Raw genomic sequence first — 14,142 nt, forward strand, 5'->3', positions numbered from 1 at the left:
AGTAATTAGTGGGAAATAGAAGCAAAGTTAAAACAAGAAAAGGGCAACTAATCCACACATTTGGAACAGGAGCCATGCAGGTCAATAAAAACGGAATATCTATGATTACCTGTGGTCTAGATCACTGGTTTGAAGATGATCAAGGAGCTGAATTGTCCGCGGTAGGAAAATTTGTTCGAACTGATAAGCGTTTACAAAAGAAATTAGATGTAGAATCCTTCAGGGTTCCACCTGACTTTAAAGTAACAGAGGATGGGTTTACTCGAAAAGTACCAATACCTGCCAAGAGATTTCCATTATGGAGAGTATGCAGTAACACTAGGTGTCAGAAATTACAAAAAGGAGCAAATGAGGCAAATGATGAATCTAAAATTTTCTGTACCAGTTGTGGCGCACCAACTTATCAATCTCGATTTATAACAATATGCTCCGAGGGTCATATTGATGACTTTCCTTGGTTTGACTGGTTAAATCACCACTCTGACGGTCAATGTAGTGAATCTGATGGGTGTCATTTGAAATTGGAAGGTACGGGAAGCTCTTCAGTATCCAATATTAGAGTAAGATGTATAGATTGTAACAAGTCAGCTTCACTTAAAGGAATTTTCTATTCTGGATTCGATGATAATGGTAAACCTGAAAGTGCTTTCTCTAAAGCTAAGATAGGTTGTAAGTCAAATAAGCCTTGGCTTGGTGAAACAAATAGTGGTGGTTGTTCAAGCCCGATTGTTGCAGCTCTAAGACAATCGACAAATGTTTATTTCTCTAAAACACATTCTTCAATTTATATCCCTCAGGAGTTAGAAGGAATCGCTAGTGGTATCGCAGCAGCGTATTCACAACTTAGTGATCCACAAAAAGCAATGATACAAGGTGCAGCTGACAATGAAACTAAGGCTTTATTGTTATCGATGGCCCTGAACGAGGAGTATAGCCTTAGCAATATAAAACTGTTCATTGAGCAAGATTGTGACATAGCTGATTTAGAGGAACTCACCGAAGAAGAGTTTAGACATGAAGAGCGAGGTTTTTTCTTAAACAAAACGACTTCGGAAGAGTTGTCATCCAAGCCACAAAACATCAATGATTATCAGGATTGGTTTAGAGAGTTTTTCGCTAGCGTCTCTTTAATTGATAAATTGACAATCACTCAAGCAATGTACGGCTTTGATCGTTTAACTCCTAGCAATAGTAAATCAATTGATGAATACAAGAGTATGCTTTGGGCTGACGAAACCAAAATTTCAACATGGTTGCCCGCTGTGCAGAATCATGGAGAAGGTATATATATAGAGTTCAGCGCTGACAAAATTAATAAATGGGCTGAAGAGTATGCGAAGTGTAATGCCTATAAGTCTTTAAATGAGAAAAAAGAAGAAAATGCTTTTCTTGATTCATTTGGGCCACTTAGTCCTCAATTTCTGTTAATACATAGTTTTTCTCATATATTAATCAATAGACTCATCCATGAAAGTGGCTACAGTTCGGCGGCCTTAAGAGAAAGAATTTATGTGAGTACACAAGCTGATACTATTATGTATGGTGTTCTTATATATACCGCTTCTGGAGATTCTGAAGGGTCACTGGGTGGGTTGGTTAGATTAGGAAAAGCAGGTAAATTGGAGTCCACTATAAAGAGCGCTCTTAATGATGCTAGCTGGTGTAGTTCTGACCCAATTTGTTTTGAAACTGGTCATAGTGGTGGGCAAGGCCCAAGTGGTTTGAACCTTGCAGCTTGCCATAACTGTTTGCTTCTTCCTGAGACTTCATGTGAGGTGTTTAATAGTCTATTGGATCGAATGACAATCAATGGTGAATTATTAGGTATTAAAGGGTATTTTGACACGGAAGATAGTGATTAATGAGAAGAATTCAATTCCCCCAAAATCTTGATTCAAATTCTATTCGTTTTGTAAATAAGCAATTGGAAGCGACTCAGGATCATGATGCGGTTGAAGTTGACCTAAATAGTATCGTGTTTTCTCGTCCAGCTGCGATGTTGGTAACAGGCTCTATGCTAAGACGTTGGCGAGAATATCGCCAACGTAAGAACCTTAGAACACGTTTAGTCAAACTAACTGATAATGAAGCTCATGGTTACATGGCGCATGTTGGTTTTTTTGACTTGATTGGCTCAAAGAAGGTTGTTGGCAAAGAGATGGGAGAAGCAAAAGGCAGTTTTACCTATACACCTATCACAAAAATATCTCGACCAGACTTTATCGATCTTCAAACTTGGTATGGTGATATTATTTCATCTGTACGAGGTCTTGCTAACGTTCTAGCTGGCTCTCCAGAGGATACTGAAGAGCACAGGTTTTACTTATACACTTTACGCGAGCTAGTAAGAAATGTCTTTGAACACTCAGAAGCAACTGACTGTTATATATGTGGGCAACGCTGGAGTGATGGCCGAGTAGAGATTTCTATTCTAGATGAAGGTATCGGTATATCGAAAAGCTTAGCGAGGTCTTTTACTGTACCTGATGATGAAAAAGCATTATTAAAGGCTATAAAACCAGGGGTTTCATCAACCTCAAATGTTACGAGTACCGATAATATTTATGATAATTCAGGATTTGGTCTCTACGTCCTTTCCGAGATAGCTAGCTCTTTTGGTATGTTCACTATTGCTAGCAACACCAAGAGCTTGTCAATCACCAATGCTGAACATGAAATTTCTGATTTAAGTTTTCAAGGAACGTTTTTAGGAATTGAACTAAACAAAGCCCCGAAGCATTTTTCGTCACTCTTGAAAGATATTATTTATGCAGGAGAGCTTGACGCAAAGGCTCACGGCAGCGAAGCCAATGCATCTAAAATGTCTAAATTACTTTAGTAACTTCATAACTATATTGGCTATTTGCCGTGCTAGAAGTGGAGGCACTGCATTGCCGACTTGGTGAAACTGATTTGTTCGTTTTCCCATAAACTGATATGAATCTGGAAAAGATTGTATTCGAGCTGCTTCACGCACAGTTAAAGAGCGACATTGTTCAGCTGAGCTATGGATAAAATAGTGTCCATCTTTACTTATGTGAGAAGTTACTGTACTCGATTGGCTATTGAAAGATTGAACTTTGAACCGATCTACGAATTTGCCACTTTTCCAGTTTTTGTGGTCTGGTGCCAAGTAGTCAGGAAAGTCATCCGCTCTAGCGTTTCGACCATAAACGCCTCTAAAGGATGCACAGAAAAAGTAACGAAGTAAATCACTGTCCATGTGTGGACGAGATTCATGTGATCTAACGTTTAGTAAGGGAGCATCCTTTACGAATTCATCAAACCCTGTTGGTAACTTACTTGGATTATATTCAGCTACAGAGCTAGTGTCCAAACAACTCGGCTTCAAGAGACTTAAGTTATCCTTCATTTTGATAACTAATTTATTATCTAGAGTACCACTATCTATTAATTCATTAATTCCGGTTAGCAAGTTATCTTTCCATGCGTTTAAACTATCTTTATTGTAGCGCTTACCTCTGTTCGATAGTGGACTTCTTAACTTTGGTAAATCGCCAATGGCATCACCGACGCTAACTTTTGGGGAGTGTTCTAATGGTGCTATTGAGTCTAGAGCTTGCCCGTCTGTTTTCTTGATACCAAGAATGATCACTCTATGTCTATTTTGCGGTATCCCGTAATCTTCGGAACACAATATAAAATCTTTAGGGCTTGTCTCACCGCTTACAAACTTTTTTCCAGTTTTTAAGCTATACAATGAATATCCTGCCGAACAACACTCAAGGTCTTTGATTATTTGATCAAATACGGCACCACCATTAACTTTTGAAGAAAGCATACCTTTGACGTTTTCCATGACAAAAATATCAGGTGAAAATATTTCCATAATCGATAAATATTCTTTGTATAGAAAATGTCGATGATCCTCTTCCGGCACATACTCTTTATTGCCTTTATTCCTTGCTCTGCCGACCAAAGAATACGCTTGACATGGTGGGCCACCAATTAAAATTCTTGGTGATGTGTCATCATTACTTTCCTTAATATTTCGGAATAGTTCTATATCAGCTTTCTGATCTTGTCCCATTTCGAGTTGAAGTGTTTCTTTATTAGCTTGCTCCCATAGCTCTTTTGTCGCAGCCGTGTAAGGAAAGTCTACTTTACCATCGGCATATTGGTAATATTCATCGGGAATCTCTAGATTGTTTTTTATTAAATGGCGATAAAATGCTCTTAATGTAAGTGTTGCGTGTGCGTGAAGATCTTTTTCTACTGATATTAGGCTATCAAATGGAAAATTACCGTTGTCGTCTTTATAAGAGAAAAAGCCTTCTCCTAATCCTCCAGGCCCTGCGAAGATATCAATAACTTTGACTGACTTTTCCAACTACATCTTTTCCTTTTAAGACTTTGCTCCAGGATAATAATTTTTAGAGCTTTGTAAACTTTTTTCAGTTAATAGGGAGCGGATTATATATTTTATGAGTTGTAACTTCTCTAGAAACCGTAATATGCAAACAAAATATCTTCATTTATTCGTTTAAATCATTTGGACTTCCCAGCTTTTATTAGACAGTTTTTAACTCAGAATAGTACGCTTCCTCAAACTTAGCAGGTGAAACACCGCCTGTGTGTGAATGGCGCTTTTTAGGATTGTAAAACATTTCTATAAAATTAAATATCTCAGCTTTCGCATCTTCTCATGTTGAGTATATCTTATGCTTAATTATTCGTTTTTTAATCGTCGCAAAAAAGCTTTCAGCAACCGCATTATCATGACAGTTCCCAGCGCGGCTCATTGAAGGCACTAGATTATGTTCTTTCATAAATGCGAGATAGTCAGCACTACCGTATTGACTACCTTGATCACTATGCACCAGTATTTCAGTCTTCGGTTGACGTTGATATACAGCCATCAACAGGGCATTTATAATAAGGTGCTTATCCATATTTTTATCCATCGACCAACCAACTATACGCCTAGAGAATAAATCCATAACCGTTGCTACATATAAAAAGCCTTCATAAGTTCTAACATAGGTGATGTCGCTGACCCATGATTGGTTAGGCGCTGGCGGGCTAAATTGACGTGCTAATAAGTTATCTGCAATCCGTGATGTTTTACCGCTTTTAATATGACGACGTTTATACCCAATTTGCGCTTTAAGATTATGTTGACGCATGATTTTAGCAACACGATTTACGCTGTATTGCTCACCGGCTTCACGCAAGTCTGCATGTATCCAAGGGCTACCATATGTGCCGCCACTGGCTATATAAAACTCTTTAATGAGCTTTAACAAGCGACTATCTTCAAGCGATCTATCACTTACAGGATTTTTTAACCACGCATAGAAACCACTTCGATGCAGCTTAAAAAGGCGGCACATCGTAGTGATGGAAAACTCATCTTGGTGATCTTGGATGAAGCCGTACTTTACTCGGGGTTGCTGGCAAAGTACCTTGCGGCCTTTTTTAGAATATCCCGCTCCTCCGTGACACGTTTTAATTCAGCCTCAAGTTTAGCGATCCTAAGTTGTTCGTCTGATGACTTAACCGATTTAGGTTTATCTGATAACGGGCTCCGCCAGTGATATAACGTTTTGGTACAAATATCTAGTCGTTCAGATACTTCTGTAACTGAATAACCACGCTCTGTGATTTGCTTAACTGCTTCGATTTTGAATTCTTGGGTATACCGCTTGCCTTTACTCATAAAAACACCTTTTATTAGAAGTTACAATGTAACTCATTGGGTGTCTAGCAAAGTCTGGGAAATCCAAAAAGTGGTTTAAATGTGAGTTGGTAATTAAATCAATAGTAGAACTCATATAATGTGGCTAATTAAGATACATGTTGTTAACATTACTAACGTTTCATCTGCGAGTTGATAAAATAGGAAAGTATCAAACGTTTTAATAAGTTGAGTTATCAAAAAGGAATTGTATGAATCAGTATAAATTTTTAGCGCCACTAATGGCTGTGATACCACTTTTAATTGCGGGGTGTGGTGGTGGGAGTAGTGATGGAGGTGCGGTAAACACGCCCGTAGTTCCACAGACTAAAACCATTACGGTGATGGATGGTTATTTGCATAATGCGACGGTGTGTATAGATACAGATCGAAATAGTGTGTGTTCTTTAGGTGAAGAACTATCGACATTAACCAATGAGGTGGGGGAAGTTGTTATTACAGTGGATAATGCGCAATACCCAATCATTGCGAAGGCAAAAGCTGGGGTTACTTATGACAGCGATCGCTTATCGGTATTAACGCAATCTTATGAGTTAATCGCAGCAGCTGGATCAGATCACATAACACCTTTTACGACCCTTGCTTACTTAAATGAACTGTCTGTAGAAGAATTAGCAATCAAGTTTGGTTTAGAGCAGGATGCAATTACTGCTGATTATGTAAAAAATACAGATATTGAGTCTCAGTTCTCACACCTTATTGCCCGTTCTGTGACGTTAGCTTTAGCAAGTGAAGTGGCAGCCAATGACCTTGAAGCGCTAAACTCTCAGGTTGAGCAGATCACAACACTCGCCAAGGAGGCGTTAAATCAAGGGGTTGACCTCACTTCTATAGATATTACTTACAATTCACTGCTAGGTGAACTTTACTCACAACCCAAAGATACACACATTGAGTCATATATCGCTGGGAAGTCTTTCATTCAAACGACCTTTAGCAATCACCATATTATAAACGGCAATGATTATGATGAGTTAGTGTCATTTAATGATGGAGTGATCAGTTATCGTGGTTACGATCTTGAGTATAAGCTTAACCACAATAAGTTGTCGTATGGTGATAGCAGCTTTACTTTTGTTGTTATGAATGAGGAGTATGCTTTGAGCTTCTCTGAGCAAAATGATCCTGCAATATGGACTGACAGCTCGATTTTTTCAAAAGGGGAAGTAAACATAGATAAAAGCTTTGTCTCTGGTAAAACGTTGTATCACCTGCGTGATATTAATACATCAGATGAGGGTAACGCTTTACCTAAATTGACCGAATTGAAGTTTAATACAGAAGGTCAAGTTGTTGTTACCCCAAAGGGGGAAGAAGGGTTTATGAGTTCTTGGGAAGTTAAAGATTGGATTGATCACAATGGGGATATGTATCGCGTTGTACTGATTGAATTTCCGCAAACCCAGCAAAATAGACCAAGCTTGAAAGAAGAGAATGCCATGATATTAGAAATGAGACTGATGTCCGATGAAATCTCTATTGTCAAAAACCATAATACGCTTACTCTAGTGCGTGAAAATTTGATTATTTCAGATAAAAAGTTAGCTGAGATTGTCTACCAAACATGGGCAAAATGAATATTACTAATATACTAGTTATTGACAGTGTGAGTGCTTATGGTCATATTTTTATTTCTGATTCACTCAATATCGATATTCAAGGATTAATATGAAAATCTCAGTTAACAAAAAAATTGTCAAACACTTATCTCTAAATAAAAACGCATTTCCTGTAGCTGCAACACATAAAGTTGTTGGAGGTACTGCTTACACAAATGAGTCAATACTCTGGTGGTGCAACCCTAAGCGGGAATCGGATGAGGTTACGTGTACTTGCCCGACACGGTAGATGCTTCAATGGTAATAAAAGCTAAGGTCAGTTTTTGTTACCTTTTCTCCAATACTTTTATCCGTTTTAACAGTGATGGGGTGGTCTAATAAATCGCAGTCGTTACGTCATAAAGTTAAAAAGTTTCTGGAGAGCCTAAAGCAAATGCTACGTTTATCTGGCGCTTTATATTGTTCATGTATGCTTTAGTGAGCACATCAATTAGCTTGCCTTTATATGAAACATGGGGAACAATAATGATGAAAATACCGGCTAAACATATATGAGCACTAATGCAGCTGCTTATATTGATGCTAAAAACACTAATAAAGTTTTTCTTATATTTATCCCGTCGGTTTATTGAATTTAAAGGTTTCTAATTAATGTGTGAGTTATTAGGTATGTCTGCGAATGTACCAACAGATATATGTTTCAGTTTTTCAGGGTTATTAGAGCGCGGTGGTAATACAGGGCCTCATAAAGATGGCTGGGGGATCACGTTTTACGAAGGTAAGGGTTGTAGAACGTTTAAAGATCCAGAACCAAGTTGTCAGTCAGAAATTGCTAAATTAGTTAAAGCCTATCCTATAAAAAGTGTCTCGGTCATTAGTCATATTCGTCAAGGTAACCGTGGCAGAGTGTGTTTAGAGAATACTCACCCGTTTACTCGTGAATTATGGGGAAAAGAGATCACCTATGCGCACAATGGGCAACTGTCTAACTATAATGATTTAAAACCTGAATTTTATCGCCCTGTTGGTAATACAGACAGTGAGCTCGCATTTTGTTGGCTGTTAGATAAGATCAGAGAAAAATATCCAAAAAAACCATCAAACATGGCGGTGGTTTTTCGATATGCGGCTAAATTAGCGGCCACCTTGAAAGACAAAGGCGTTTTCAATATGTTGCTCACTGACGGGGTGTATGTACTGGCGTATTGTACGAACAATTTGCACTGGCTTACTCGCAGAGCGCCCTTTGGTAAAGCCACATTGATTGATGCTGATATGGTGGTGGACTTTAAAGAAGAAACTACACCAAATGATATTGTCAGTGTTATAGCAACAAGGCCATTAACGAATGATGAGCAATGGCAAAAGATGGAACCAGGTGAATTTGTATTATTTAAGCTTGGAGAAAAAATTTAGGCTTAGCGCATAATTTTACAGCATGGACCGTGCCGCAGATTTAATTTGCGGCACGGTTTAAGGTTATTTTACGTCATATTTCGTCATGTGTACTTGAAATTGCTCTATCCCTTCTTTGCCTTTGTACATTTTCACCAACATGTAGTCATATTCAGGTGCTAGCCATACAGTGGCTTGACGCTTGTTATTATCGTATAACCTTTTCACTCTGACTGTTTTTACGTTACCAATAGGTAGGGTAATGGTTTCGTGGCCATCAACTTCAAAGTCGTAATTACGTTGATTACCTTTTTTATCTACAATCGGATAGCTCACCTTAGTTTTACCCGCTTTTATATCGCGGCGTAGCTGTATTTGATAAGTTTGAGCGTCTTGCTGTTCAGCTTGCCAAGTAATATCGAGAGGATATTCCTTTTTATTTGAACTGATGGTTTTTTTCGTGTGGTCAAAGCTGACTGTGTATGCTTTATCTGGGCCGGTCCCGCTGCGAGTCATATCGTAATGAATGGGTTGTGTGCGATTATCATCAAACGTAAACATGGATGTTTCTATCCGTTTGTCATTGAAAATCATCCACTTTATATCACTTTGATATTTTAGTTGGTATGTACTTTCATCTATTTTACTAAGATCTCGAGTGGCAGAGCCTTGGACAGAGCCTTTACGGAGTATTTGGTACTCTGCATGGTAGGGGGTGAGGGTGTTGGCAAATAATGAAAAAGAAAAGAAAGCGCTTAACCCGACAAGCCAAGCGCCAATTTTTTTATTCTGGGTACGCTGCGCCTTGAGCTGGAAGGGGTTGGTCATCAAAAACGGCATAATCTGCTTCCATTGTTAGTCTGTGTTCGCTGAACCACTTGACCACCAAAGGATAGATAACATGCTCTTGTTCATGAATGCGCTTGGCGAGGGTATCTGCTGTATCATCTGCCAAAATAGGTACTTTGGCTTGTAATACAACGGGACCACCGTCTAGCTCTTCCGTTACAAAGTGTACGCTTACACCATGAACATCGTCTTTTGCATCTATTGCTCTTTGATGGGTATTCAGCCCTTGATACTTAGGCAACAAAGAAGGGTGAATGTTCAACATTTTTCCCTTAAATTTTTGCACTAAGCGTGGGGTTAGAATACGCATAAATCCAGCTAATACAACTAAATCTGGATTAAATGAGTCAATTAATGCGGCAAGTTCAACATCATAGTCTTCACGAGATGGATAATTTTTATGGCTCAAAATAGCAGTTTCTATTCCTGCATTTTGAGCGCGAACCAATCCATATGCATCAGCTTTATTGCTGATCACGGCGCAAATCTCGCCATTAACTTCGTTGTTTTGGCAAGCATCTATAATGGCTTGTAAATTTGAGCCACTACCAGATATCAATACAACTAAGCGAGATGGCGTCATTAGTCTTTACCAGCAACGATTTCGACTTGCTCTTCGCCTGCATTTGCATCTTGAATTTCACCAATGTGCCATGCTTGCTCACCTTGTGCATTAAGTACGTCAAGGCTTTGTGCTAGTTTGTCAGCAGGAACAACTAGGATCATTCCTACACCACAGTTAAATGTACGGTACATTTCGTGTGTGCTGATATTGCCGTTTTCTTGTAACCAGTTGAAGATTGCTGGCCATTCCCAGCTATCGCCTTTAACAACCGCTTTTGCTGATTCTGGTAAAACGCGAGGGATATTTTCCCAAAAGCCACCACCTGTAATATGCGAAAGAGCATGAACGTCGACATCTTTCAACAATTCAAGAATCGATTTTACGTAAATACGTGTCGGCTCAAGTAGGTGTTCACCCAGAGTCTTACCTTCAAATTCAGCATTTGTATCAGCACCTGATACTTCTAGTACTTTACGAATTAAAGAATAGCCATTTGAATGAGGGCCGCTTGAAGCAAGAGCGATTAATTGGTCGCCAGCCGCTACTTTAGTTCCGTCAATGATTTTTGACTTTTCAACAACACCAGTACAGAAACCAGCCATGTCATAGTCTTCACCTTCGTACATACCTGGCATTTCAGCAGTTTCACCACCGATCAGTGCACAGCCTGATAGTTCACACCCTTTACCAATGCCTGTTACAACGTCAGCAGCTGTATCAACATCGAGTTTACCAGTTGCATAGTAGTCCAAGAAAAATAGGGGTTCAGCACCTTGGACAATCAAATCGTTTACACACATGGCAACGAGGTCGATACCTACCGTGTCATGTTTTTTTAGGTCAATCGCTAGACGAAGCTTAGTGCCTACGCCGTCAGTGCCAGCGACTAATACAGGCTCTTTATAACCAGTAGGAAGTTCGCACAGTGCGCCAAAACCACCGATCCCGCCCATTACTTCTGGACGACGAGTTTTTTTCACTACGCCTTTAATGCGCTCAACTAATGCATTACCGGCATCAATATCTACGCCTGCGTCTTTGTAGCTAAGAGACTGTTTTTGATCGCTCACGGGTTTTCCTCAAAAAATTGCTTTATGGATTGCTTAGAAACGCGCGTATTTTACAACAATTGGTTAGGGGCGGCTAGCGTAAATATGACAGATCCCACCAGCAAGCCATGATTCGTCTTCAAATAGAGGGTGTTTGCTCATAATAACAGTGAGTTAATGATGAAATAGAGAAGTGGTATATTGATGAGTTGGCTGCGGGCTCAGTGGAGAGAGGTTTTATATGCGCTGATTAATAAATGCATATAAAACCTTTTACTTAAATTCATTGTAAATACGCGTAAGGCAGGTTTACGCGTATTTTAATTTAGCAGTTATGCTTGTGCAGTCAGTATTGCACGTAGTGGAGCAGGATACCCTTCAATGGTTTTTGTTTTATCATTTGGGTCTAAGAAATCCGCTAATGACTCAGTTTCCATCCAAGGTGTTTGACGTTGCTCATCAAGTGACGTTACATCATTATTGACCACTTTCACGTTTTTAAAACCGACACGTTCTAGCCAGAGAGTCAGTGCAGCGGTGCTAGGAATAAACCACACGTTGCGCATTTTAGCATAGCGATCGGTTGGCACGAGTACGGTGTTAACATCTCCTTCAATGACCAAGGTTTCTAATACAAGCTCCCCGCCAGGTCGCAATTGCGCTTTTAGTTGAGACAGAAAATCTATGGGTGAACGGCGGTGATAAAGTACGCCCATAGAAAATACAGTATCAAAACTTTTTAATGCTGGTAACTGTTCAACGCCCAGTGGTAATAGATGGACGTTTGGATCAGGGTTAAAGTGCTTGATCGCCTGAAATTGAGATAAAAATAGATCGGAAGGGTCAATGCCGACAACGAAGTTTGCGCCTGCACCACGCATACGCCACAGGTGGTACCCTGAGCCACAGCCAATATCAAGCACACTGCGTCCGTCTAATGGAGAAATATGTTCGACTAATCGGTCCCACTTCCAGTCGCTGCGCCATTCTGTATCAATATGAATACCATGAATATGAAAAGGGCCTTTTCGCCATGGCATCATCTTTTTCAGTAAGTGGGTTAATTGTTTGGTGTGTCCTTCTGATAGCTCCTCAGCTAAACCAAATTCAACTTTATCGGTAATATTAATATGCTCAGAGTTTGACTCAGGCAGGTTTTTTAGAACCTTTTCCCATTTTGGCCAGTCGCCATGCTGTGCTTCTTTTTGCCAATGACTCAGTTGTGCTGGCAGCGTTTCTAGCCAATGACTCAGAGATGTTTTGGCGATGGCTGCATAAAAGTCGGTAAACCAAGAATTCATGATGACTCCGTTATTTGATGGCAATAAGTGAGCAAAAGTTAAAGCACTGGTACCAAACCTGAGTTTGGCTGAAACCAATAGTGTTTAGTCGTTCAAGATGGGTAGACAGGATATTCGGTCGCATTACATTCTCGATGGCGGTGCGTTTTTGGCTTATCTCTAATTCAGAGTAGCCGTTATGGCGTTTAAAGTCGTGATGAAGGTCGATGAGCAGGTTATCAGTTAACTCATTTTCACCTTTAATTTTCTCACTTAGTAATAATACGCCACCCGGTTTTAAGCTGTTGAATATGCGTTTAAGTACGTCTTCTCGTTGTTCTTGAGGAATAAACTGTAAGGTAAAGTTGAGTGCGACTACACTGGCATTTTTAAGCTCTAATTCAGTGATATCACCTAAAACGACGTTGACAGGCACGTCTGACTTAAAGCCTTTTAAATGCAACTGACAGCGCTCAACCATGGCTTTTGAATTATCAACCGCAATGATCTCACAGTTTTGTTTTTCGATGTTACGACGCATACTTAATGTGACCGCGCCCAATGAGCAGCCTAAGTCGTATAAATTTGAATTGCTTTGTGCATATTGTCCTGCCAGCTTGCCCATGGTGCTGACGATTGTTGCATAACCAGGTACTGAGCGTTGGATCATATCGGGAAATACTTCGACTACGTTTTCATCAAAGCTAAAATCTTTTATTTGCTGCTCAGAGGCATAAATACTGTCTGTGCCAGTCACAATTTGTCTCTCTTTCTAAATAATCTGGTTATTTTAACATTTTATACTGGATAGTCAGTGATAATTTCAGTAGCTTGGCTACTATTAATGATAAGAAGTATAAAAGAGACGAAAAATGGCGAGAAATAAAGTAATTAGCACAGAAGATATTCTATCCACATTGTGCAACTCGGTGACTGAAGTATTGTCTTCCGCAAGTGGCAATCAAATTGCGTACTCAGCAATGGTTCAAAAAATCACGCGTACGTGTATGCGCCCAGACATTGGCTGTTTTGTATTGTTTGATGGCGGTTTTACAGGGTTAGTTGTGACAAACTTTACCGCGCAATCGGCAATGGAAATTTATCATGATTATATGCGCAATATGGGTATGCCTGAAGAAGAGATAGCGCACAGCCACCTATCAGACGATGTGTCTAACGTAATGGGTGAGTTAATGAATCAGATTGTCGGTGACTTCACAGGCAAAGTACGTAGTCAACTGCATACATCGATTACACAAAACCAGCCTAAAATGATGGCAATTAATAAGCAGGTGCAAATTTCAGTCGATACCACGATGGACAGACCGCAGGCTCGTCGGGTGACTTTTACTACTCAGAATCAAAATATTTTCTACCTAGAGTTGGCCATGGACAAAACAGAGTTCATCAAACTGCATGACTTTGATATTGCCGAAGCGGTTGACCCTGATGACATTATTGCGAATCAAGCAAATGATGATAAAGCAAAAAAAGCAGCTGCATCTGAAGCAACAGATGTGAGTGATGATGACTTTATGGCTGAATTAGGCCTATAAACTTGCGATTTCTATCGTGTGCTGATTCGGTTATGTTAATTTAGCATAACCAATTAGAACTCGATTGCATTTAAAGCCGCTATGGTATGTAAAGCTGTTAAAGCATCTATAAAGTTGTATTGTGCTTTATGTGATGTGAAGACAGCTTTTTCGTTTTCTCGATATCTTTA

General features: G+C 39.6%; 11 protein-coding genes and 1 pseudogene. 5 read left to right on the top strand and 7 right to left on the bottom strand.

Annotated features, from left to right (window positions below; all coding sequences use genetic code 11):
* Positions 1–8 precede the first annotated feature (8 nt).
* Entirely contained in the window at positions 9–1,862 is a 1,854-nt protein-coding gene (drmB, locus tag BGP78_RS10285) for a DUF1998 domain-containing protein (protein WP_119861318.1), read from the top strand.
* On the top strand, positions 1,862–2,839 hold the full coding sequence (locus BGP78_RS10290) for an ATP-binding protein (protein ID WP_119861319.1): 978 nt from the start codon (positions 1,862–1,864) through the stop codon (positions 2,837–2,839). Before drmB ends, BGP78_RS10290 begins: the two co-directional genes overlap by 1 nt.
* Here the strand turns inward: BGP78_RS10290 and BGP78_RS10295 are convergent.
* On the bottom strand, positions 2,831–4,351 hold the full coding sequence (locus BGP78_RS10295) for a DNA cytosine methyltransferase (RefSeq protein WP_119861320.1): 1,521 nt from the start codon (positions 4,349–4,351) through the stop codon (positions 2,831–2,833). The two genes, BGP78_RS10290 and BGP78_RS10295, sit on opposite strands and share 9 nt — an antisense overlap.
* A 181-nt stretch (positions 4,352–4,532) precedes the next feature.
* A pseudogene (locus BGP78_RS10300) lies at positions 4,533–5,680 on the bottom strand (IS3 family transposase).
* A 230-nt stretch (positions 5,681–5,910) separates the two neighbouring features.
* Here BGP78_RS10300 and BGP78_RS10305 point away from each other — a divergent pair.
* Both BGP78_RS10305 and BGP78_RS10320 read left to right on the top strand, forming a co-directional pair.
* Positions 5,911–7,296 (top strand): hypothetical protein, encoded by a 1,386-nt coding sequence (locus BGP78_RS10305; protein WP_119861322.1) that lies wholly within the window; start codon positions 5,911–5,913, stop codon positions 7,294–7,296.
* Positions 7,297–7,929: 633 nt separating this feature from the next.
* The gene (locus tag BGP78_RS10320) at positions 7,930–8,694 is read left to right on the top strand and encodes a class II glutamine amidotransferase (protein WP_119861325.1); all 765 of its coding nucleotides are present in this window, start codon (positions 7,930–7,932) and stop codon (positions 8,692–8,694) included.
* A 63-nt stretch (positions 8,695–8,757) separates the two neighbouring features.
* Here BGP78_RS10320 and BGP78_RS10325 read toward each other — a convergent pair whose 3' ends face one another.
* The 5 genes from BGP78_RS10325 to cmoA all read right to left on the bottom strand — a co-directional run bounded on the left by BGP78_RS10325 (position 8,758) and on the right by cmoA (position 13,173).
* Complete coding sequence (locus BGP78_RS10325; RefSeq protein WP_182912266.1) at positions 8,758–9,513, bottom strand: DUF3108 domain-containing protein; 756 nt, start codon at positions 9,511–9,513, stop codon at positions 8,758–8,760.
* Positions 9,458–10,105, bottom strand: a complete 648-nt coding sequence (gene purN, locus BGP78_RS10330) for a phosphoribosylglycinamide formyltransferase (RefSeq protein ID WP_119861326.1) — start codon at positions 10,103–10,105, stop codon at positions 9,458–9,460. The genes BGP78_RS10325 and purN overlap by 56 nt, the downstream gene beginning before the upstream one ends.
* Positions 10,105–11,157 (bottom strand): phosphoribosylformylglycinamidine cyclo-ligase, encoded by a 1,053-nt coding sequence (gene purM, locus BGP78_RS10335; protein WP_010365026.1) that lies wholly within the window; start codon positions 11,155–11,157, stop codon positions 10,105–10,107. Before purM ends, purN begins: the two co-directional genes overlap by 1 nt.
* A 311-nt stretch (positions 11,158–11,468) precedes the next feature.
* Positions 11,469–12,437 carry a tRNA 5-methoxyuridine(34)/uridine 5-oxyacetic acid(34) synthase CmoB gene (gene cmoB, locus BGP78_RS10340; RefSeq protein WP_119861327.1) on the bottom strand — a complete coding sequence of 323 codons (969 nt, stop codon included), beginning with the start codon at positions 12,435–12,437 and terminating at the stop codon, positions 11,469–11,471.
* A 10-nt stretch (positions 12,438–12,447) separates the two neighbouring features.
* Positions 12,448–13,173, bottom strand: a complete 726-nt coding sequence (cmoA, locus tag BGP78_RS10345; RefSeq protein ID WP_119861328.1) for a carboxy-S-adenosyl-L-methionine synthase CmoA — start codon at positions 13,171–13,173, stop codon at positions 12,448–12,450.
* A gap of 115 nt (positions 13,174–13,288) precedes the next feature.
* On the opposite strand from cmoA, the gene BGP78_RS10350 reads away from it, so the two are divergent.
* The gene (locus BGP78_RS10350; protein ID WP_119861329.1) at positions 13,289–13,972 is read left to right on the top strand and encodes a DUF3334 family protein; all 684 of its coding nucleotides are present in this window, start codon (positions 13,289–13,291) and stop codon (positions 13,970–13,972) included.
* Positions 13,973–14,142: the final 170 nt, after the last annotated feature.

The sequence above is a fragment of the Pseudoalteromonas sp. MSK9-3 genome, assembly GCF_003590335.1.
GTDB lineage: Bacteria > Pseudomonadota > Gammaproteobacteria > Enterobacterales > Alteromonadaceae > Pseudoalteromonas.